Source organism: Gluconobacter cerinus (assembly GCF_025961355.1).
GTDB classification, from domain to species: Bacteria; Pseudomonadota; Alphaproteobacteria; order Acetobacterales; family Acetobacteraceae; genus Gluconobacter; species Gluconobacter cerinus.
The window spans coordinates 1,889,515-1,909,080 of sequence record NZ_JAOQNM010000001.1; the positions used below are offsets into that span (position 1 = coordinate 1,889,515).

General features: G+C 56.6%; 20 protein-coding genes and 1 other RNA gene. 13 read left to right on the forward strand and 8 right to left on the reverse strand.

The features are described 5' to 3' along the window. Window positions 1-6 precede the first annotated feature (6 nt). From M2305_RS08680 to M2305_RS08720, 9 genes are all read left to right on the forward strand, one after another. Entirely contained in the window at window positions 7-201 is a 195-nt protein-coding gene (locus tag M2305_RS08680; RefSeq protein ID WP_007284708.1) for a DUF1656 domain-containing protein, read from the forward strand. A gap of 12 nt (window positions 202-213) precedes the next feature. Continuing rightward, window positions 214-1,125: an HlyD family secretion protein gene (locus M2305_RS08685; RefSeq protein WP_046900790.1), complete on the forward strand. Its 912-nt coding sequence runs from the start codon at window positions 214-216 to the stop codon at window positions 1,123-1,125. A gap of 1 nt (window position 1,126) precedes the next feature. After that, the gene (locus tag M2305_RS08690; RefSeq protein WP_211498695.1) at window positions 1,127-2,632 is read left to right on the forward strand and encodes an efflux transporter outer membrane subunit; all 1,506 of its coding nucleotides are present in this window, start codon (window positions 1,127-1,129) and stop codon (window positions 2,630-2,632) included. A 50-nt stretch (window positions 2,633-2,682) separates the two neighbouring features. Next, window positions 2,683-3,651, forward strand: a complete 969-nt coding sequence (locus tag M2305_RS08695; RefSeq protein ID WP_264649137.1) for an alpha/beta hydrolase — start codon at window positions 2,683-2,685, stop codon at window positions 3,649-3,651. Between the two features lie 49 nt (window positions 3,652-3,700). Beyond that, on the forward strand, window positions 3,701-3,859 hold the full coding sequence (locus M2305_RS08700; protein ID WP_167386127.1) for a hypothetical protein: 159 nt from the start codon (window positions 3,701-3,703) through the stop codon (window positions 3,857-3,859). Further along, on the forward strand, window positions 3,856-4,767 hold the full coding sequence (locus M2305_RS08705; RefSeq protein WP_099211842.1) for a DnaJ C-terminal domain-containing protein: 912 nt from the start codon (window positions 3,856-3,858) through the stop codon (window positions 4,765-4,767). The genes M2305_RS08700 and M2305_RS08705 overlap by 4 nt, the downstream gene beginning before the upstream one ends. 2 nt (window positions 4,768-4,769) lie before the next feature. Then, window positions 4,770-4,919, forward strand: coding sequence for a hypothetical protein (locus tag M2305_RS08710; protein ID WP_167386128.1), 150 nt, complete (start codon window positions 4,770-4,772; stop codon window positions 4,917-4,919). A gap of 34 nt (window positions 4,920-4,953) precedes the next feature. Continuing rightward, window positions 4,954-6,462 (forward strand): peptide MFS transporter, encoded by a 1,509-nt coding sequence (locus M2305_RS08715; protein WP_264649138.1) that lies wholly within the window; start codon window positions 4,954-4,956, stop codon window positions 6,460-6,462. Window positions 6,463-6,656: 194 nt separating this feature from the next. After that, window positions 6,657-8,204 (forward strand): carbohydrate porin, encoded by a 1,548-nt coding sequence (locus M2305_RS08720; RefSeq protein ID WP_046901006.1) that lies wholly within the window; start codon window positions 6,657-6,659, stop codon window positions 8,202-8,204. Between the two features lie 83 nt (window positions 8,205-8,287). Here M2305_RS08720 and M2305_RS08725 read toward each other — a convergent pair whose 3' ends face one another. Both M2305_RS08725 and M2305_RS08730 read right to left on the reverse strand, forming a co-directional pair. Next, window positions 8,288-10,537 carry a TonB-dependent receptor gene (locus M2305_RS08725; RefSeq protein ID WP_264649139.1) on the reverse strand — a complete coding sequence of 750 codons (2,250 nt, stop codon included), beginning with the start codon at window positions 10,535-10,537 and terminating at the stop codon, window positions 8,288-8,290. A gap of 170 nt (window positions 10,538-10,707) precedes the next feature. Continuing rightward, window positions 10,708-12,276 carry a carbohydrate porin gene (locus tag M2305_RS08730; protein WP_086633364.1) on the reverse strand — a complete coding sequence of 523 codons (1,569 nt, stop codon included), beginning with the start codon at window positions 12,274-12,276 and terminating at the stop codon, window positions 10,708-10,710. 300 nt (window positions 12,277-12,576) lie between these two features. Here M2305_RS08730 and M2305_RS08735 point away from each other — a divergent pair, with 300 nt between their 5' ends. After that, window positions 12,577-13,233, forward strand: coding sequence for a POTRA domain-containing protein (locus tag M2305_RS08735; RefSeq protein WP_264649140.1), 657 nt, complete (start codon window positions 12,577-12,579; stop codon window positions 13,231-13,233). A gap of 13 nt (window positions 13,234-13,246) precedes the next feature. Here the strand turns inward: M2305_RS08735 and M2305_RS08740 are convergent, their stop codons facing one another. Genes M2305_RS08740 through M2305_RS08750 form a run of 3 tightly spaced genes read right to left on the reverse strand, consistent with a single transcriptional unit; the run spans window position 13,247 to window position 15,844 of the window. Then, window positions 13,247-13,855 carry a DUF1643 domain-containing protein gene (locus M2305_RS08740; protein WP_099211850.1) on the reverse strand — a complete coding sequence of 203 codons (609 nt, stop codon included), beginning with the start codon at window positions 13,853-13,855 and terminating at the stop codon, window positions 13,247-13,249. Between the two features lie 26 nt (window positions 13,856-13,881). Continuing rightward, entirely contained in the window at window positions 13,882-14,427 is a 546-nt protein-coding gene (locus M2305_RS08745; protein WP_211498701.1) for a peroxiredoxin, read from the reverse strand. 31 nt (window positions 14,428-14,458) lie between these two features. Further along, a complete protein-coding gene (locus M2305_RS08750; RefSeq protein WP_211501639.1) occupies window positions 14,459-15,844 on the reverse strand; it encodes a lytic transglycosylase domain-containing protein in 1,386 nt (461 codons plus the stop codon). 209 nt (window positions 15,845-16,053) lie between these two features. On the opposite strand from M2305_RS08750, the gene M2305_RS08755 reads away from it, so the two are divergent. The 3 genes from M2305_RS08755 to M2305_RS08765 all read left to right on the forward strand — a co-directional run bounded on the left by M2305_RS08755 (window position 16,054) and on the right by M2305_RS08765 (window position 18,016). After that, window positions 16,054-16,935 (forward strand): ABC transporter permease, encoded by an 882-nt coding sequence (locus M2305_RS08755; protein WP_046900800.1) that lies wholly within the window; start codon window positions 16,054-16,056, stop codon window positions 16,933-16,935. 1 nt (window position 16,936) lies between these two features. After that, window positions 16,937-17,719, forward strand: coding sequence for an ABC transporter ATP-binding protein (locus M2305_RS08760; RefSeq protein WP_046900801.1), 783 nt, complete (start codon window positions 16,937-16,939; stop codon window positions 17,717-17,719). A 78-nt stretch (window positions 17,720-17,797) separates the two neighbouring features. Beyond that, a complete protein-coding gene (locus tag M2305_RS08765; protein ID WP_046900802.1) occupies window positions 17,798-18,016 on the forward strand; it encodes a hypothetical protein in 219 nt (72 codons plus the stop codon). A gap of 34 nt (window positions 18,017-18,050) precedes the next feature. On the opposite strand, the gene M2305_RS08770 is transcribed toward M2305_RS08765, so the two are convergent. From M2305_RS08770 to ssrA, 3 genes are all read right to left on the reverse strand, one after another. Then, the gene (locus tag M2305_RS08770; RefSeq protein WP_046900803.1) at window positions 18,051-18,443 is read right to left on the reverse strand and encodes a VOC family protein; all 393 of its coding nucleotides are present in this window, start codon (window positions 18,441-18,443) and stop codon (window positions 18,051-18,053) included. 100 nt (window positions 18,444-18,543) lie between these two features. After that, entirely contained in the window at window positions 18,544-19,116 is a 573-nt protein-coding gene (locus M2305_RS08775; protein WP_046900804.1) for an SspB family protein, read from the reverse strand. A 91-nt stretch (window positions 19,117-19,207) separates the two neighbouring features. After that, window positions 19,208-19,533: a transfer-messenger RNA gene (ssrA, locus tag M2305_RS08780) on the reverse strand. Window positions 19,534-19,566: the final 33 nt, after the last annotated feature.

Here is a 19,566-nt window from a genome sequence, read left to right on the forward strand (position 1 = left end):
AGCCTGATGCTTACGGAAGTCAATCTCTTCGGCGTCTTTGTCGCACCCCTCTCAATTTACGCCGTTGCAGCAGTGTTTGTAACACTTCTGTTGAGAAGCATTCTGTGGCGAACCGGTGCTCTGAGCTGGTTCTGGCACGTCGCCCTCTTTGAAATAGCGCTCTATGTCTGTGTTCTCTGTCTACTCATCCTTTACGTCTAGGAGGGGTCGGCTATGAACTGGACCCGCAGTGTGATCCGCGTTCTGCTGACTCTGATTGTCCTGGCAATGGCCATTGGCCTCGGTCGGACCATGTGGGACATTTACGTTCTGGCACCATGGACGCGCGATGGTCGTGTTCGTGTTTACGTCGTAGATGCAGCCCCTGAAGTTTCCGGAACCGTTGTTTCCGTTCCCGTCGTGGATAACCAGTTTGTCCATCGCGGTGATCCGCTTTTCGTTCTCGATCCCGTTCGCTTCCGCCTCGATATTGACGCTGCCCGTGCCCGCCTTGCCGGTGCGGACGAAGACCTCAAGCTGAGATCTTCTGATGCCAAGCGTCGTATGGGCCTCGGTGGCATTGTGTCTGCCGAAGAGCAGGAAGACTTCAACTCGAACGTTGAAACCCAACGCGCCAAAGTCAACGCAGCAAAAGCCGAACTAAATACGGCACTGCTGAACCTTCAGCGTTCCACGGTTTATTCGCCTGTTGACGGGTATATCACCAACCTGAATCTTCGCGTCGGTGATTATGCCCATGCTGGTCAGCCTGGTCTCGCAGTGATTGATGCTCACAGTTACTGGATCAACGGATACTTCGAAGAAACCAAGATGCATGGTGTGCATGTTGGTGACGCAGCCCGTGTCAAACTCATGGGTTACAAGCAGATCCTGCCTGCCCACGTAGTCAGCATTGGTCGTGGTATTAACGACCGTAACGGCGTGTCAGACCGTCTTGGTCTGCCAGACGTGAACCCGATTTTCACGTGGGTCCGTCTTGCGCAGCGTATCCCGGTTCGTCTGGAACTGGATAACGTTCCGCCGGAAATCACTCTCGCGGCCGGCATGACCGCAACCGTCACGATTGGGCGCGAAACGCCGGGCGCCCGTGGCAAGTTGACCACCTGGCTGCAGAACCATCTCTGACATGTCACGCAAGCTTCTGACCCTCGCTCTCAGCACCTGTCTGTCACTTACGGCCTGCACCGTCGGGCCGAACTTCAAGCCAGACAAGATTAAGGTGCCTGACACTTTTGTCGAGCAGCCACAATCGGTGACGGCAGCCGAGATCGCGCGGACCGAAGCAGACATGAAGGACTGGTGGGCCCAGTTCCATGATCCGATGCTGAACGAGCTGATCGAGGCCGCGGTCAAGGGCAACTATGATCTGCAGATTGCCTCTCAGCACATCATTTCGGAACGGGCTGTCCGGCGGCAGGCTCAGGCAGCGTGGTATCCGCAGCTCGATGCAGCTATGGGCGGTGGCGATGACCGGTATTCCATCAATGTCGATAACTGGCCATTGCGCCCTGGAAATCCGGCAAACCGGCCTCAGGCGTCTGTCCTGACCTATGGTGCTCGCGCCAGCTGGGAAATCGATCTGTTCGGGCATATTTCCCGGCAGGTCGAGGAGCGTAAGCGGCTCGTTGAGGAATCTCTGGAAAACCGTCGCGCCATTCTGTTGTCGCTGCTGTCCGAGGTCGCATCAGACTACGTGACGTTGCGCGGTATTCAGGAACGGCTTGCAGTTACGGAACACAGCATCGATGTGGCGCAGCGTTCCCGCGAACTGACTGAAAAGCTTTATACGCACGGCCTGGGTAATACGCTGGCTGTAGCGCAGGCACAGACGGAAGAGCATCTCGAGCGCTCGCGTCTTGCTCCACTGCATTCGCAGGAAGAGCGCCTGATTCACGCCATTTCCATTCTGCTGGGTGAGATGCCCGGCAAGCTGGAGGAAGAGCTGGACGTGCGGCGCCCTCTGCCGTCTGTTCCCGCGTTCCCGGCGTCCCTGCCGTCCATCGTCTTGGCAAATCGCCCGGATATTCGGGCGACGGAAGCGCATTACGCAGCGGACATGGCTCAGGTGGGTGTAGCGGTTGCCAATCTCTATCCGAAGTTCATGATCCCGCTGACGTTCAATCCGAACGCTTCTGCCGCCTATCAGGCGTTTCAGATGGGCGGCATGGCCTGGAGCTTCATGATGATGGCTTCGCTGCCCATCATTCATGGCGGTCGTTATACAGCAGAAATTGCTCAGGCTCGTGCAGAAGCCGAGGCGAGCCGTCTGGTGTATCGTAAAACCGTGCTGAAGGCCTTCGCTGAAGTTGAAGATTCAATGGGTGACTGGCGCCATGACAATGAGCTTGTCACGCAGCTTGAAGAGGCCGCGACGGATTCCGGTCTTGCCCGTGACCGAGCGCAGAAGCTGTTTAGCGCCGGTCTGACCGGGTATCTGAATGTCCTGACGACTGAGCAGACAGCACTTTCTGCTCAGGATCAGGCAGTTGTAGGACGCATGGCCCGTCTGCGTGACGCCATTTCGCTTTATACGGCGATGGGTGCGGGCTGGCAGGGCCGTCAGCTCACCGATACGCGTCTGCCGATTGAAGTTGGAAAGCAAAACGCGCTGGTACGGGCCTTTACGCGCTAGGACAGGATTGGCTCGCAACAGGGCAAGAACAGTTTGAACGGAGTCCTGCCATGATGCCTGTCTTTCTGCGATCATTTGCTCTGATGGCTGCTGTTATGTTGGGAACTGGTCTTTCTCAGGCAGCAACCGAGCGTGATCTTGAAGCGCCCGGCCCCCTTGGACCGTTATCTGGCACTTATCTTGACGCGGGGAAAACAGCGCCCGTTCTTCTGCTCGTCCCTGGCTCTGGCCCCACAGACAGAAACGGGGATTCAGCGTCTGGCCTCAAGCCGGGAACACTGAAGCTGTTAGCTGAGGGACTAGCTGGTCGGGGCATTTCAACGGTTCGCGTTGATAAGCGTGGTATGTTTGGAAGTGCACGAGCTGTCGCGAACGGGAACCACGTTACCATTCAGGACTACGCGACGGACGTTCAGAACTGGATCTCTGTCATTCGCAAAGAAACGGGGACGCGTTGCGTCTGGCTTGGTGGACATAGTGAAGGCGCATTAGTCGTACTTGCTGCATCTCAGCATAGCCAGGGTGTCTGTGGTTTGATCCTGTTGTCAGGGCAGGGGCGACCAATGGGTGAACTCATCCGAGCACAGCTCCACGCCAATCCGCGCGCGCACACGGTTCTTCCACAAATTGATAGCACCATTGATGCTCTTGAAGCAGGCCACCGTGTTGACCCGCTAACATTACATCCCGGTTTACAGGCTTTGTTCAACGCGGACGTGCAGGGATACCTGATTGATGTCATGCGTTATGATCCCGCTGCGCTTCTGAGGGCGTATCATGGCTCCGTTCTGCTGGTGCAGGGTGGAAAGGATCATCAGATCAGCCCGACAGAAGATCTGCCTTTGCTACAGGCTGCTGACCCTCGCGCGACGACTGTTTATCTGCCCTCTGCAAGTCACTTTCTGACGGACATGCCGGGTGTTGATTCCAAAACCATGACCGGAGCTGGCCTTCCTTCTTTCGGCCCTCTTGATCCAGATCTGGTGCCGCATGTCGCGGAGTTTGTCCTCGGTCATTGACCCGAAGCGATCAACGTCACACATCTGAAAGTAATGGAGGAATAAACCAATGGCACAGGATGGTCACCCGGCTGAGGATTACCTCAGACCAAAGCTGGACAGTCTGATTGAAGAAGGTGTGAGCGCGGGATTTTCGCGTGATGTCGTACTTGCCGTACTGATTGATCTTCTGGATGACGGCGCAGCAGATGATGCGGAGTTGAGATGAAAGACCCTTATTCAGTTCTTGGGGTTTCCAAGACGGCCACGGACAAGGAAATCCGCAGCGCATACAGGAAACTGGCCAAGCAGTACCATCCGGACCACAACCCCGACAGCAAGGACGCGGAAGAGCGGTTCAAGGCTGTAGGTCAGGCGTATAACATCGTCGGGGACAAGGAAAAGCGTGCGCGCTTTGACCGTGGCGAGATTGATGCCGAAGGGCAGGAGCGCGGCCCGTTTGGCGGCGGTGGCTTCGGTGGCGGCGGCCCGGGAGCCGGGGCACATGGCTTCCAGGGAAATTTCAATCAGGAAGATCTGGGCGCGTTCTTCTCCGACATGTTTGGTGGCGGCGGATTCAGTGGGGACTTCCAGCCCGGGGGTGCGGCAGGACGTCGGGCCACGAAGGGCTCTGACCGCCGTTTTTCGGTGACCATCACCTTTGAACAGTCCGTTCTTGGGACGTCTCTGGATCTGGCTTTGGGCGAGGGCGGCCATACGGAAGTTCGTATTCCGCCGGGTGTCGAAGAAGGACAGACCCTGCGTGTACGGGGCAAGGGCGCGCCAGGTCGTCCGGGGATGGATGGTCAGCCGGGTGTTCCAGGTGATGCGCTGCTGACGATTTCGGTCACGCCAGACAAGCGTTACGTCCGTGATGGTCGTAATCTGCGCATGACCCAGAATGTCGATCTCAAGACAGCTGTTCTGGGCGGGAAAGTGACCGTGGCGACACCGAAGGGCGACGTCGCGGTGAAGGTGCCCAAACATTCCGACAGTGGGAAAGTTCTCCGTCTTGCCGGTCGTGGTATTGGCGCTGACAAAAAGAACCCCGCAGGTGACCTGTTCGTGACGTTGCAGGTGCATATCGGGACGGTTTCTCCTGAACTGGAAGCCTTCTTCGCTGAGCAGGAGGCCTGATCATGGGAATGATCCGTCGCGCAAAAGCACGTATTCCAGACTGGCCATGGCGTCAGATTATTGGTGGCATTTTCGCCATCATCTTTGTGGTTGTGCTGAGCGTGATCGGATCCCATGCCCTCATCCTCGCCGGGGAGTGGCATTTGCCTTAAGATAAAGCCCGTCTTTGTTTCTGACGGGTTTTTCATGACCTCTTATTCTACACTTGCCTCCGGGCAACCGCTGGCGACGACACGTCGTCGCGCCTTTACCGTTGTGCTGGCAATCGAGCTGTGGGAACGGTTCGGCTATTACGGCATGCAGGCAGTTCTGACGCTGTTCATGGTCCAGCAGCTTCGAATGGCCGATACCACGGCCAATCTGATGCTGGGGGCCTTCTCCGCCCTGACCTACATCACGCCTGTTCTTGGTGGCGTGCTGGGAGATCGTTTTCTCGGCACGCGGCGCACTATGGTTATGGGAGCCATCTCTCTTGCCATCGGCTACGCCTGCCTTGCCGCTTCTCTGACATCACCGACATTGCTCCTGCTGGCCATGGCGCTGATTTCCACAGGAAACGGCCTTTTTAAGCCGAATGCGGGTAATCTGGTTCGCCGGATTTATGAAGGGGATAATGCCGCCCTCGATGCGGCGTTCACCCTCTATTACATGTCCGTCAATGTGGGCTCCACGGTGTCGATGCTGCTGACACCGTGGCTACAGGTTCACTATGGCGCCCCCGTTGCTTTCGCGACCTGTTCGGTCGGGTTGGTGATTGGTTTGCTCTATTATGTGTGGCGTTCGGGATGGCTTGCCCAGACAGCCAGTCCTTTGGAAAAAGAGCGCGTGCCTGCCAGCCGTTTTGCTCTTGTGGGGCTCGGCCTTCTTGCGTTGACCGTTTTCAACGCCTGGATCATGAGCAGCGACGGCCTTGCCCGGATCTGCATTTTTGCTGCCGCTGTGTTGCTGTTCCTGTCCTGGGTTGTCCTGTACGTCCGTGCACCGGGAGAAGAACGACCAGGTTTGCGGCTCACATACATGCTGTGCCTGCAGGGAACGATTTATCTCGTCTTTTATCAGCAGATGATCACGTCCTTGACGTTGTTCGCACTACGAGATGTCTCGGGCGACTTCAGCATCGGCGGCGTAACGCTTTTCCATATGTCGGCCGGCCAGTTTCAGGCGCTCAATCCGATCTGGATCATGGCGATCAGCCCACTACTGGCGATTTTGTACAATCGGCTGGGCGCACAGGGGCGGGACCTGTCGCTGGCTCGAAAAATGCTGATTGGCTACGTGATGGTGGCTATGGCTTTCGCGGTTTGGTGGCTCTCTGCCGTCGGAACGACAGGTTTGGTTTCCCCCTGGATTATGGTCGCGGGCTACGGACTTCTGTCTTTCGCCGAGTTGCTGACAAATGGTTTGGGTCTGGCGATTGTGGCCCGCTATACGCCCGCGCGTCTAAGTGGCTTCATGATGGGCGCACTTTATCTGCTGTGGGGCATTGCGATGTATGTGGGCAGTGTCATCGCCAACCGGGCGGCCATGCCTGCCGATATGGCAGCTTCCGCGGGAAATGCCCTGTATGCCAGTTTGTTCCGGACGTTGTGTGAAGTGGCGGTTGTTGTGGTGGTGATTCTGGTCTGCCTGGAGCCTTTGACACGCCGTTGGGACCGAGAACACATAACTGTGAACAGGAAACTTTCGCCGAATTGAACCATGTGAAGGTTTTGTAATTCGGGAGAAAACCTAGGAAAAAGATTAGACATGATCTGAAGTGATGCGGCGGAAGTGTCGCATTACGAAAACAACCGTCTTCCTCTCTCTATTCCGGACCGGCATCGGCCTGTATGGGAAAGTCATTCATGATTTCCGGTTACAGGCGACGTGAGAAGGAGACGCGGGAAAAGATGCAGAGGTTTAAAAGCGGTTTGACGAAGGCTCTGGGGGCGGCCTGTCTTTTGAGCACGACGCTCTCCACACCCCAGATTGCATACGCCGAGACGGCTTCTGCATCTGATCAGGGAAAACCTGGTCAGCCTCGCGCCCATAACAGTGCAGGGCACCCGGTTCTTCGCACCCGGTCCATCCAGCCGACCCCTCTGCTGGTCAAACCCGCTCCGACCCCGTCGCACCTCGCGGACGTGCAGCCTTCAGATACGACAGAAAACCGCTTCTTCCCGGCCAGCTTCCATGACTGGCTGACGCAGAGCACCATGACCGGTGACTGGGGCGGATATCGCACCTGGCTTACGGAAAAAGGGATCAACATCGGTGGTCACTTCCTGCAGGACAGTGCAGGAAATCCGATGGGTGGTAAGGCCAAGACCGTTCGTTATGCGGATGAATTCGGTCTTAACATCGATCTCGATCTGAAGCGTCTGACCGGCTGGAACCTTGGCCTGTTCCATTTCCTCAGTACTGCCCGTCAGGGGCTGGGTATCGGTGCCAAGCTTCCGGCGCTGGATAGCCCGCAGCAGATCTTTGGATCTGGTGAGACCGTGCGTCTGACCCGTCTTTCGTGGGAGATGCCGTGGAACCGGTATGTTTCTACCGAAGTCGGCGAAATCAACACTGAGAATGATTTTGAGCAGTCGTCCATGTACTGGGGCATGAGCCAGTACTGCCAGTTTGAGTCCAACGCCATCTGCGGTATGCCGCAGTCTGTCGCAATGAACTCGGGCTACGGATATTACCCGACGGCGCATCCGGGTGCCTGGGTGAAGTTCTACCCTGCCGGAAACAATCATTACCTGATCCAGTTCGGTGCGTATTCGGTCGATCCGACCATCGCCAACACCCATAATGGCTGGAAAATGAACCTTCATGGTGCAACGGGGACGTACGTTCCGTTTCAGCTTGGATGGCATCAGGGCGGTAAGGACGATTACAGCGGCCCGCTTCAGACCAACATCAAGATTGGTGGCTACTGGGACTCTTCGCAGGTCAAGAACGTCTATGGCCAGCTTGGCACATTCGGTGTTCCGACAGAGTATCTGATTTCAGCGCCGACCCAGCAGGTTCGTGGCCGTTTTGGTGGCTGGTTCCAGTTCGACCGTATGCTGGAACGTGACAAGGCTGATCCGAACCGTGGAACATCGTTCTTCGGATCTTTCACTTGGGGTGATCCCCGCACCGCGATTGCACCTTACTTTATTACGTGGGGCATCACACGTAAGGGGACCTTCCCGAGCCGACCCAATGATACGATCAGCCTTGGCATGAAGATGCTGTGGGTGAACCCGAAGCTGACGATCTGGGCGCGACAGATGCAGGCTGCCGGGGCAACAAACCTGTTCAAGCCCTCTGAAGAGCATGCCATTGAATTGAACTATGGCTGGCGCCCGACCCCGTGGCTCGTGATCCGTCCTGGTGCGCAGTATCTTATGCATCCCGGGGGCACCAACCGCTACAAGAATGCTCTGCTGCTTGATTTTGAGACGGGCATTACCTTCTGATTTCTCTGGCAAAAGCCAGACATGCAAAACGCGCCACCCGATCAAGGTGGCGCGTTTTTTTGTGCCTGTAATCTGATGTGAAATCAGAGGTCAGTCGTGAAGGAGAACTTGAATGTCCGGGGCAGGCCTTCAAGCAGATAGCCGTTGAAGGACGAAGACCAGTAGCGCGTGTTGGCGATGTTATCGACGCCAAAGCGCAAAGTGACAGGCTTGTGGTACGTCGTGAACGTATAGCGTGCTGCCAGATCAAAGCGCGTCCAGACGGGCAGATGCAGGGTATTGGCTGTGTTAACCCACTGCTTGCCTGTATTGACGACGCGCCCGACGACCGTGGCCCCCTTCAGGAACGGGAGATCGTATTCCAGATTGCCGTTGATCGTATAATTTGGAATGCCGATCGCTGAATTGCCATTCTGCAGGCCGCCAGCCGTGTGGCGCAGGTCTGCATCAATCAGCGTGCCGCCGCCATTGAATCTCAGTCCCGGCAGGATTTCTCCATTCACGGTGAGTTCGATGCCACGGTTCCGTTGCAGGCCGTCCTGTTTGTAAACGGAATACCCCGTGCCTTCGATCGGCACATTATAAGAATTGGGGCGTGAAATCTGATAAAAAGCCAGAGCAGCGCTGAAGCGACCAATGTCGTACTTGGCACCGATTTCATACTGGGCAGACTTATATGGCGGGAAAATCTGTCCGACGTTCTGGGCACTCGCAGGGGCGGTATCACCCTGAGACATGCCCTCAATCCGGTTGAAGTAAATGGACGTCTGACGCGTCGGGTGAATGACAAGCCCGACAACAGGCGTAATCGCATCCTGATTATACGGAGTGCTTAACGAGCCTCGGCCGGTTGTGCTGTAGTTGTACCCGTTGATCATCATGTTCTGGTAACGGAAGCCCCCGGTAAGGGCGACGCGGCCATTCAGGAAAGACATCGTGTCCGAGAAAAACAGGCTGTACAGGCGTGTCCAGTTTGTCGTCTGCGGGTCGTTTAAAACACCCCCAACGAAAGTCTGAGCCGGGGAGGCAAACTGCGGTGTCTTGTAAATGTTTGTGGTCGGAGAGGTCAGGGCCATCGCGTAGGCCGCAGCTGAATCTTCCCAGAGCGCAGAGCCACCGGCATTGACTTCGTGCTTGATGAAGCCTGTTCGGAAGTGTGCACGAACGCCGGCGCGGGTGCTCTCATTCGTCTGATTGTAAGGCACGTACATGCTGCCCGCAGTTGCAGCGCCGGTGGCTGCATCCGTTAGGGTCGGGCTGGAATAGTTGCCCTTCTCATTCGCGTTCAGGGCACCAAAGGCCCCATACAGGGTCACATTTTTGGAGAGATCATGCTCAATGTTCAGCATGCCAAAAATGTAGTTCAGGTCATTATACGCCCATTTCTGACCGAAATTGTGAGACGGGGCGACCGGGCGCGGAACGCTGGTGACAGATGAACTCAGCATCAGCCCAGGGCGGCCACCATCAACGCCCTGATTCTGATAGTTCATGTCCATCGAAATACGTGTGCTGTTATCGCGGCTGTGCCAGTCAAAATCAGCCCCCAGAGCGGTGGAGTGCCGGTATTCATTATTGATGGAATCTTCGCCGGACTGTCCCGCCACGTTCAGGCGAACACCGAACTCCTTCTCCGTTCCAAAACGGCGACCCACGTCAATGCTGCCGCCTCCCATGGCGCTGCTCGTGTAGTCTCCCGTCAGGCGGGTGATGGGGGCATCCGTCGCATGTTTGAACATCAGGTTGATGTTGCCGCCAATAGCAGACCCACTCGGTGCAGCGCCGTTCAGGAACGCGCTGGCGCCGTTGAGAACCTGAACACTGTCGTAGAGCTGGGGTGAAACAAGCTGCCGGGGCGTGATACCGTAAAGACCATTGATGGCCACGTCATCACCGTTGACGGCAAAACCGCGGATGACAAACATTTCCGAGAAGTTGCCGTATCCATACGTCGTGCGAACGGATGGATCATTTTCCAGAACCTGTCCAAGCGTCTGGGACTGCTGGTTCAGGATCATGCTGGAAGAATAACTGCGAATGTTGAAAGGCACGTCCAGGCCCTTCTTGTTTCCCAGTGCACCAAGCTGTCCGCCACTCGTGACTTCCATCTGGTTCCGGCGCTTGGCCTTTACGATGATTTCTTCATCGGTCGGCGCGGATGATTTGGCCGCGCTGGGCGCTGCCGCAGCCTTGTTGGCCGCGACCTGAGTCCGGTTCGGCAAGGGACTTGCTGCATAGGCGAAAGCGGGAAGGGTTGTTCCGGCAAGAAGCAGGCAGGCCAGGTGCCTGCGATGGCGAGCAGGTCTGGGGCGGGAAAGCAGATATGCGCGCACGGAAAGAAGCCTCGATTGGAGGGGAAGATGTGCGCTACATACGGTAATGAGAATTAATCTCAAATAAATCAATGTAACTTAATATGACTGCGTCTGTGTGTGGGATGCGGGCATAAAAAAAGCGAAGCCTTTTTCGGGCTTCGCTTTGTCGTGGTTGGTTCGTCGCTAGTTCAGAGCACAACGGTGAACTGAACCCCCAGCACAGCGGCATCACGAAATGTCGTCGTCGCGCTGGGGCGTTGGATGTATTGGAAGTCGGGCTGGATCGCCATCGCACGGGCCACATGCGCGCTATAAAACAGTTCGTACACGTTCTCATGGCTCTGCGGGCCATAGACTGTGCCCCACTGGTTGTCCTGATAGGGCAGGTTGAGCTGCTTGGAGGATTCCTGCTGCAAGGCTGCCGTGGTGCTCATGTCGAAGTGCTGCCACATGGCGCCGACAGTATCGAGCGGACGGCCCCACGCTTTGCCCGTATCAATCATGCCGACCCATGTATGGTCTCGCATGGCGACGGTCTTGCCGTCACTGTACATGGCGCCCGCCATAAGGATCAGACCGTTGGTATCACCGGGCCCGTTGCGCATCAGCATCTGATCCATGATCAGCCACGCACTGTTTCGCCCGGCTTCATAGCGGCGAGGTAGGCCGGTCTGCTGCCACGAGTTCCCGTGAATGTCTTCGTACAGGTTCAGATAGCGTGAATTGTCGTAGGAATATCCAAGCTCGTAATGACCAACGAGATGGTTTTTCCCAAAACGGGGAATCCAGCCGATTTCGACAGGCGTAGAGAACTTCCCCAGCCCCGATTGCGCCCAGGACCAACCGGAAATGCCGCCGTTGTAAGCATGCGGGCTTACGGCGAAGAGGCCACCCATAATGTATGTATTGGCCGTTGGCATGACCCGGGCAATGGCTGCAAGGTTACCGGACGGCCAGTCGCGGTTGCCTTCCGTGTACTTATTTGGTGCTGGATTTCCGCAGACGGCGACGTTCATGAAGTCGCAGAAAAGTGGCGAGGCAGCAAAGAAAGAACCGACCGGAATCCAGCCAGCGCTGATGTCGATACGGTTATGGTAGAAGGATGCCTCTCCATACATCGACACGAGATGCGCTACGACGTTGCCACGTGCACCATAGATTTCCTGCACGGGCGCAATGGAATCCCCGAACATCCGGGAAACGTTCTGGCCATGTCCGTTGACGATCAGCGTATGCGTCCAGAAGTTTTTGATACCGGCCATTTTGTCCCAGTCGATATCCACTTCGACGCCGACCTGCCCCGTATCCGAATAGGCGCGGTCTTTACCGCCCGTCACATTGCCGGCGAATTCTTCGTTAACTGCAGCGAGGAGATGAATGCCATGATTGACAAGCCATGGCTGGATGCCGCCCCAGTCTCCGAAGAAATGCTGTGATCCCATTGGGGCTGCGAAAAACGCCCCCGGATCTTCAACTTCGTCAGGAGTGCCAGCGCTGCGTACGCCGCGCATGTTGTTTTGCAGGATGGGAACGCGTCGCCCTGTATCCATAGGGTGTGACGTCAGTTCGGATTTGCTGTTGCCTGCCGAGGGTTCCGCCGACGGGCCTGCCGTCGGGGTTGAACCTGAAGGCGAGGCCGACTGACCCCAAGCTTGGCCTGGCGCAAAAGCCAGTGTCGAGGCAGACAGGAGTCCCAGAAAAACGGTTCGCAGATGTCCGGAACGAAAAAGGCGAGCGTGATCAGTCAGCACGACCATAAGGCAGCGAATCTCTCTTCTGTCTGATGATGGCGAACAGGAAGACGGTCTTCTTCGAAGACTTTCCCACAGGGTGGGGCGAAGAAAATGAATTCCAATTTATGGAGTGAGAGGTGGTGTGTCGCAGACCGCCCGACCCGCTGTCAATGCGTGCAAGGGAACTAAAGTGGTTTGGTCTTTGACCATGAGAAGTGTGACATTGTGTGGATGGAGACCATCATGGTCCAGATAAAGGGCAACTCCCGGAGCATTATGGCGTAAGACAATCTCTTGATTTTTTGTTTTTTTACAGGAGGCAGCATGAGGTTCTCTCGTTCCATGCTGACACGTGCAGGAGTGGGTCTTGCCGTGGGAGCGATTTTAACGACCGGTTCGGTTCTGGCCGAGCCCGCTACAGGTCCAGTCGCTCCCCCACCTGTTCCCGCTCTCGATTCCCCTCTTCAACTGGGCTCGGTGTCTGTGGAGGGGAACAAGCGTGTTCCGTCTGCAGATATTCTCGCAGCATTCGGCTATCACGATGGCCAGAACGTCACACGTGCGAAACTGGCAGACGCACAGAAACAGGTCGCGACGCTGTATCAGTCACGCGGCGTTGGGGCGGACCTTGGTGAGCAGTTGCATATCTCCGCCAACAAGGTGGATGTGAAGCTGCTGATGCGGGAGCACGATCAAAGGACTGCCGAGGTTGGCGCTGCGGGACTGATTGTGGATAAGGTCGCTTTCGAGGGGAACCGAAAAGTACCAACGCCTGCTCTGGCAGCAGCAACCACCCTTCAGGATGGCGCAGCGATCTCGGATCAGGCTTTGGCAGCGGACGAAGTGGCGATCGAGAAGGTCTATCGGGAAAACAAGCTCGGCGCTCAGATCCAGCCACAGGTTGTTTATCCGAACCATGACAATCATCTGGTTCTGGTCTGGCAGATCCGTGAGCAGAGCCCGCGCTCAGACGGGGAATAACCAGCCTGAAGAATTAGGTCAGGGTCTCTGGATCCAATGACTGGGGGGTCAGGACACCCGGAAGATAAAGCGGGTGCTCTGGCCGTCCTGTCTTGCTCAATCTTAATGCCGTCACCTTCACGCCATGGTGCGCCAGCATCCGGGCTACTGCAGTGCCGCGAGGCCTAAGTGCTTTGGCCTGAGGGGCACCGTAAGCCAGCACGACAAGATCTGCGGCCTTCGCCATTTCAAGAAGATGCCTGTCGTTGTCTGGTCCAATGGGATCATCGACTTCCAGAAGGCGTTTTTGATCCGTGCAGCGATAGGCAAAACTGTTGCCGACGAAAATTCCACCGTAACCCCATGCACGCGCATAGCGCTGGCATTTGGCGACCGTTCGGTCGTCCCCGAGTTCTGTGGCGACTGAAGGGTTCATCATCAGCCACATGACCATGGGCTTCGTCTCGTCCCATACGCGCTTCAAGGTGTAACGGTAACAGTCGCCCGGGCCGTCGTAGAGGGCTGTACTGATGACGTCTTCCGAAAGCCGAAGTGGCCGTGAATCACCAACATGATGCTGCCCAAAAAGGTCAGCAGGCTCCCCTCCGCTCTGGAACGGTGTGGAGCGGGAAGGGCGCGACATAGAAGATATTCCGATATTTGGTAAGCTTAGTGGGCAGCCTGAAGCGCCTTGACGGCAGCCAGTGTGCGCTCGACATGGCCATCCGGGGACATGGACGCATAGGAGAGGGCAACATGCCCATCCGGCGCAATCACGTAAGAGGTGCGGCTGGCCATATGCAGAAGAGGCATCTTGGCCTTGTAGGAATTGGTGATGGTCCCGTCAGGATCCGCGGCAACGGGAAATGCGCTCCGGCATTCACTGACGGAGAAACGGGTCAACTTGTCGATCGGGTCCATGGAGATCCCGATAACCGTTGCGCCCATCGCCTTGAATTCGGGAACAGCCTCGGCGAATTCGTGCGCCTCGATGGTGCAGCCTTTAGTGAAGGCGGCAGGGTAAAAATAAAGGACGACCGGACCCGTTTTTAAGGCCTCGGCCAGATGGTAGCTGAACTCATGTCCTGCCATGCTCGCCTTGGCCGTGAAGTCTGGAGCATGGGCCCCTGATTCCAGAGCAGCGTGAGCTGGAGAGGGGAGGGTGCCAATCATGGCAAGGGCACAGAAAGCAGAAATTGGCAGAAAGCGACGCATAGGATGTGCTCTGTTCCCTGAAAGTAACGGTTTAGAATGCGCCGGGCGGAACCACGACGCATGGTGAACCGTGCGGCAGACGGTGACAGGCCGCAAGAGCATTTTCATGTGTCAGGCCGGTCAGGCGGGCACGATAGAGGTGTCCTTTGCCTGTTTTGACGCTGGCAACCTGTGTTCTCGCAGACGCGACAACTGCTCCGCCCTGACTATGAGCCTGAGACGCGGCTGAAGTGGCCTGTCCGGAATTGGCAAACGCGCCGACCTGAATGGCCCATGTTTTGGGGCCACTCGTTTCCTGTGGTGCAGCAATAGTGGCGTGATGCATTGTCGGTGCAGGGGAAGACAGTCGGTACTGCTGTCGTGAAGCAGGCATGACGGCCATGATCGGCTGGGGCTGCAAATGGTGCCCCATCGGAATTTCCTGCGCCGTGACCTGGCTGTCGGCCAGTTCGGTATCCATGCTGTTTGCGACGGGTGGGTGATAGGCCACTTTCTGCACAGTGGGAGCTGGTGATGTGATACCCCGCGCTGCCCACGCTGCGCTGACACTGTTTGGTTCTACCGGTGCGGCAGAGGCTACGACAACAGGCGCTGCGGGAGCGGCGGATGTTTCGGACACGGTCTCATCCGAAGACGAACTATCGTCAGATGAACTGTCTGCTGATGAATCCTTGTGAGACCAGGCTGCCCGGATCGACTGGCTGGCAGGAGTGGTGGGTGCAGTATTTTCTGCGACCTGAATCTGGGCGTTTGGATCATGCTGGGAGACCAAAAGGTCTGCGGCCGACCGGTTGTGAGGCGTTACGCCTGCGATGCGTGGACCGATTGCTGCCACATAGCGGCGTGTCTCGCGCGGCAGCGGACGTCCGCGGCGCAGGTAGCTGTCGAGGCTTCCAGGGCCATCGTTGTAGGCAGCAAGAAATCCCGGAGAACCATAGATTTCGTACATCTGCCGAAGATATGCCGTGCCTGCAAGAATGTTATCATGCGGATCAAACGGGTCGTCGCCGAGGCCGTATTGTTGGCGCATGTCATCATAAGTTGGCGGCATAAGCTGTAACAGGCCCATGGCACCCGGCGTCGAAGTGATGAAATTGCCATTATGGTCGTAAAGGTGGCCGCCGGACTCCTGCTGCATGACCGCCCGGATCCACGCTTCTGGAATATCAAACCGAGCAGACGCCTCTTGAATGTATGGCCCCCATGGATCGCTGGGTGGGCCCGGCGGAGCGTAATAGGATTTCGCGTGAGCGCGATATTTCGCGGCTTCCTGAGAGACCGGAACCTGAGAGGTCGAACTCATGTCTGGTGTACCGGCGCAGGCCGCGAGAAGGCCGATCAGACCAAGTGCCAGACCGGAACGGAGAGCGGTCAAAGGGCGAAGAGTGGTCTGGAACGGCACGGCGGGTCTGGGCATCGGGGCAGGGTACCTGACAAGGGAAGAACTGTCGCAACCCCCAGACAATACACAGGGATTACGGCAAAACTAGGAAAAATGACGAAAGGTTTACGTTTGTCGCCTACTTTTTCGCTTTGAAGCTGTTCGACGAGAGATGGTGAAAGGGTGCTTCTTCATCAAGGGGAAGACTGCTTGCGGGAACAGAGTCTATCGGCTAGGCGAACCAGATGAACTCATCTTCCCCGGCCCCTAAAGAGCCAGAGATGCAACGGCTACCGAAGCATGATCTGAGCCCGCTGAAGTTCGACCAGCGTCGTGGGAGCCCCGCTGCCCGGGCCTGGGATGATTTTCGCGGAGCCTGCAAGCTCTGGCGTCTGGGCGTTATGCTGGGGTGGTTGGACATCAAGCTTCGCTATCGCGGATCGGCGTTGGGTCCATTCTGGCTGACTATCACATCCGCTATCATGGTTGCATCCATGGGCGTTCTGTACAGTCGCCTTTTTCATCAGGATATGAAGGTTTACCTGCCGTTTCTGGCGCTCTCCCTGACGCTTTGGCAAACGGGGTTATCGAGCCTTCTTCAGGAATCCTGCACCAGTTTTCTGGATGCAGAAAGCATCATACGCTCCAGTCGTCTTCCTTTGCTGCTTCAGGCCATTCGGGTTGTGGTCCGTAATGCGATCGTCTTTGCTCACAACATCATAGTGCCTGTGGGTGTTTTCGCGATCTACCATGTCTGGCCGGGGTCTACGGCGTTGTTGGCGCTTCCTTCACTCCTGCTATGGGGACTGGACGGATTTGCGGCTTGTATGCTGCTGGGCTCGCTCTGTGCGAGGTTTCGGGATGTGCCACCGATTATCGGGGCGCTCCTTCAGATCGTGTTCTACGTGACGCCTGTCATCTGGCAGCCGCAGCAGCTGGCGGGGAAAGCGCGGTATCTTCTGTACAATCCGTTTTATGCTCTGCTGGAAGTCGTTCGTGCTCCGTTGTTAGGGCACATTCCTTCGATCGGCGTCTGGCTTGTGGCTCTGCTGACGAGTGCTGTCTTCTGGGTTATCGCGATATGGGCTTTCGTCCGTGTGCGCTCACGGCTGGTATTCTGGATCTGACATGACGCATATCCGCCTTGAGAATCTCTCCCTGTCGTTTCCGGTTCTGCACGGGGCTTCTCGCTCTCTGAAAAAAACCCTGCTGGCACGCGCCAAGGCCACCGTCACGAAGCCTGCATCTGTTGGCGGAAGAATGCGTCTCGGTGCAGTCGCCTCGGACGCCGTGCTCGTGCAGGCGCTGTCAGGGCTGACATTTCAGATCAATGGAGGTGAGCGCATCGGCCTGATCGGCCATAACGGCGCTGGCAAAACAACGCTCCTGCGTGTGCTGGCCGGGATCTATGAAACAGATGACGGTTATCTGGATATCGAGGGCGACAGTCATGCGCTCATTGATCCGCAGTCTGGCATGAACCCGGAGTTAAGTGGGCGCGAAAACCTCAATCTCTTTGCATGTCGCATTGGTTTGCCCAAAGGGCAGCTTCCAGCTTTGGAAGCCGACGTCGAAGCCTTTGCGGAGCTGGGACCGTTTTTTGATCTGCCCGTTCGACTCTACTCGTCCGGGATGAGCATTCGGCTTGGATTTGCTCTGGCTACGGTTCCCCGTCCGCGCATTCTCCTGATGGACGAATGGTTCATGGCGGGCGACCAGCGCTTTCAGGAAAAGGCGAAGGAACGGATGGCAGGCATGGTTGATGCCGCTGAAATTCTGGTCGTGACATCGCATTCCCTGCCTGTGCTCAAGCAGTGGTGTACGCGCATCCTCTGGATGGAAGAGGGGCAAATCCGCATGGATGGTCCGACGGACACTGTGCTTGAGGCATATGAGGCCTCACTGGCCTGAGGTCAGCTGTTATTTGGTCTGGTCTCAAGGGTGCGGTAGGATCAACTTCGAGTTTGACCATCACCATGGAGACTAATCATGTCTTATGCCGCTATTGATGCAGCCCGCGTTGCCAAAGCTGCAAAGTCTGCCCTTCAGACACTTGCTACCGTCAAGGAGCAGTCAGAAGCTCATCAGCGTAAGACGCTCATGATCGAGCGGATCGAAGCCCTCGCCACGGCTGCAGCTGAAACCAAAGATTGCAATGCGATTACCCTAACATCCGAAGAATTCTGGATGATCTCCAAAAATTGGTAAAAGCCAGCAGGACAGGCGGGTCAAGACCCGCCTGTTAGCCTTGGTAAGAGGCAATTTCCACAAGGTTGCCGTCCGGGTCCCGGCAATAGACCGAGGTGATTGGACCTAGCGCGCCCAGGCGCGAAACCGGACCTTCCACAACGACAACACCGCATTTTTCGAGATGCCGCACAACATCGTCGCTTGAGATAGCTGTTGTGAAGCAAAGGTCGGATGTGCCGGGCTGCGCGCCCTCGGCCGTTTCCCAACCCTCCGATCCTTCAGGGCGAAGATTGATCTTCTGGCCGCCGAAGCAGAGAGCAACACGGTTATTACGGCCGTATTCCTCAATATCCATGCCCAGAACCCGCTGGTACCAGGATGCCGAAACAGTTCTGTCCCGTACGGTCAGAACGATATGGTCAAGGCGATCAACGGTAAAGCGCATGATGGTCCCTCAAGAAAACGGCGCCCGATGGTCCTGATATTATCATCAGGACGTAGAAACCGTCAGGCCTCGGTGCCCTGTTCGGGCGGGAAAGAATAGCTCAGGTTGGTGGGCGCTTGCGGAATGCCGCTAGGCTGACGACCTCGGCATCTTTCTTCTCTTCCTGAGGAGGCTCTTCGATCGTCACCTCGGGGTGGTGCGCCGGATCGATATCATCTGGCTCTACCGCACCTTCAGGAATCTCGATGTCTTCGTCGTCATCGACCATGCTGCTGACGAAGCGCAGCGCCATCCGGATATGTGGATCTGCAAAGGCCGTAATGGCGGCAACCGGGATGACAAGGATGCTGCCAACGCCCCCGAACGACAGACCAACGGAAATGACATTCTTTTCGCGATCCAGCGCCAGATCCCAGAACTGGTGCTGAAGAACGATCGTCATTTCTTCGGGATACTGGGCGCGGAGACGGGACGGGATGATCACGTCCGGACGATTGGTGCGGAAGGTCAGGTAGAAATGGTGAGCACCGGGAAGTCCCTCAGCCGCAACGTGCTCAATGGCGCGCAGCATGACTTCACGATAGGCGTCTTCCACCCAGTCGTCATAGGGAAGAAGGCTTTCGGGCAGGTCGTGCTCAAGGCCGTCCTGGCCGGTGTGATCGTCGTCGCTCATGGTCGCAGGCCTGATGTTTCAGTCAATCAGGTCAGGGATGCGACAGACCAGCCAGAATGGCAAGACGTTTTGCACAAAAGGAAAAATGAGGTGGGAGGGCTTCTGTTGCCCGGTGCCCTCCCGAACCGCGCTTATCGCTTATGCAGCGACAGCGAGCACCTCAGAGTTATCATTGGCACTTGTAAGTTTAGCCCGATGACGGTGGTACAATACCGGGCAAAAGATAAGTCTTTACCATGCGCGTCGAGCCTGTTTCGTCCCCACAGATCCCTCTTGTAGAGAGATTTTTCCTGGTGGAGACGCCGGGCACTGCCCCCGGGTCCACAACACTTATTTCACTTACCGTTTATCGCCATAGCCGGGGACGAACCCCTTGCACTGCTGAACATAGGAGTGCTGTTGCCGTCCTGCAAGGGGAAAAGACGAAGCGCATGATGATGCCCCCCGGAC

Coding starts and splice junctions, on each gene's coding strand:
- M2305_RS08680 (WP_007284708.1), top strand. CDS start 7: ATGCTTACGGAAGTCAATCTCTTCGGCGTCTTTGTCGCACCCCTCTCA.
- M2305_RS08685 (WP_046900790.1), top strand. CDS start 214: ATGAACTGGACCCGCAGTGTGATCCGCGTTCTGCTGACTCTGATTGTC.
- M2305_RS08690 (WP_211498695.1), top strand. CDS start 1,127: ATGTCACGCAAGCTTCTGACCCTCGCTCTCAGCACCTGTCTGTCACTT.
- M2305_RS08695 (WP_264649137.1), top strand. CDS start 2,683: ATGATGCCTGTCTTTCTGCGATCATTTGCTCTGATGGCTGCTGTTATG.
- M2305_RS08700 (WP_167386127.1), top strand. CDS start 3,701: ATGGCACAGGATGGTCACCCGGCTGAGGATTACCTCAGACCAAAGCTG.
- M2305_RS08705 (WP_099211842.1), top strand. CDS start 3,856: ATGAAAGACCCTTATTCAGTTCTTGGGGTTTCCAAGACGGCCACGGAC.
- M2305_RS08710 (WP_167386128.1), top strand. CDS start 4,770: ATGGGAATGATCCGTCGCGCAAAAGCACGTATTCCAGACTGGCCATGG.
- M2305_RS08715 (WP_264649138.1), top strand. CDS start 4,954: ATGACCTCTTATTCTACACTTGCCTCCGGGCAACCGCTGGCGACGACA.
- M2305_RS08720 (WP_046901006.1), top strand. CDS start 6,657: ATGCAGAGGTTTAAAAGCGGTTTGACGAAGGCTCTGGGGGCGGCCTGT.
- M2305_RS08730 (WP_086633364.1), bottom strand. CDS start 12,276: ATGGTCGTGCTGACTGATCACGCTCGCCTTTTTCGTTCCGGACATCTG.
- M2305_RS08735 (WP_264649140.1), top strand. CDS start 12,577: ATGAGGTTCTCTCGTTCCATGCTGACACGTGCAGGAGTGGGTCTTGCC.
- M2305_RS08740 (WP_099211850.1), bottom strand. CDS start 13,855: ATGTCGCGCCCTTCCCGCTCCACACCGTTCCAGAGCGGAGGGGAGCCT.
- M2305_RS08745 (WP_211498701.1), bottom strand. CDS start 14,427: ATGCGTCGCTTTCTGCCAATTTCTGCTTTCTGTGCCCTTGCCATGATT.
- M2305_RS08750 (WP_211501639.1), bottom strand. CDS start 15,844: ATGCCCAGACCCGCCGTGCCGTTCCAGACCACTCTTCGCCCTTTGACC.
- M2305_RS08755 (WP_046900800.1), top strand. CDS start 16,054: ATGAACTCATCTTCCCCGGCCCCTAAAGAGCCAGAGATGCAACGGCTA.
- M2305_RS08760 (WP_046900801.1), top strand. CDS start 16,937: ATGACGCATATCCGCCTTGAGAATCTCTCCCTGTCGTTTCCGGTTCTG.
- M2305_RS08765 (WP_046900802.1), top strand. CDS start 17,798: ATGTCTTATGCCGCTATTGATGCAGCCCGCGTTGCCAAAGCTGCAAAG.
- M2305_RS08770 (WP_046900803.1), bottom strand. CDS start 18,443: ATGCGCTTTACCGTTGATCGCCTTGACCATATCGTTCTGACCGTACGG.
- M2305_RS08775 (WP_046900804.1), bottom strand. CDS start 19,116: ATGAGCGACGACGATCACACCGGCCAGGACGGCCTTGAGCACGACCTG.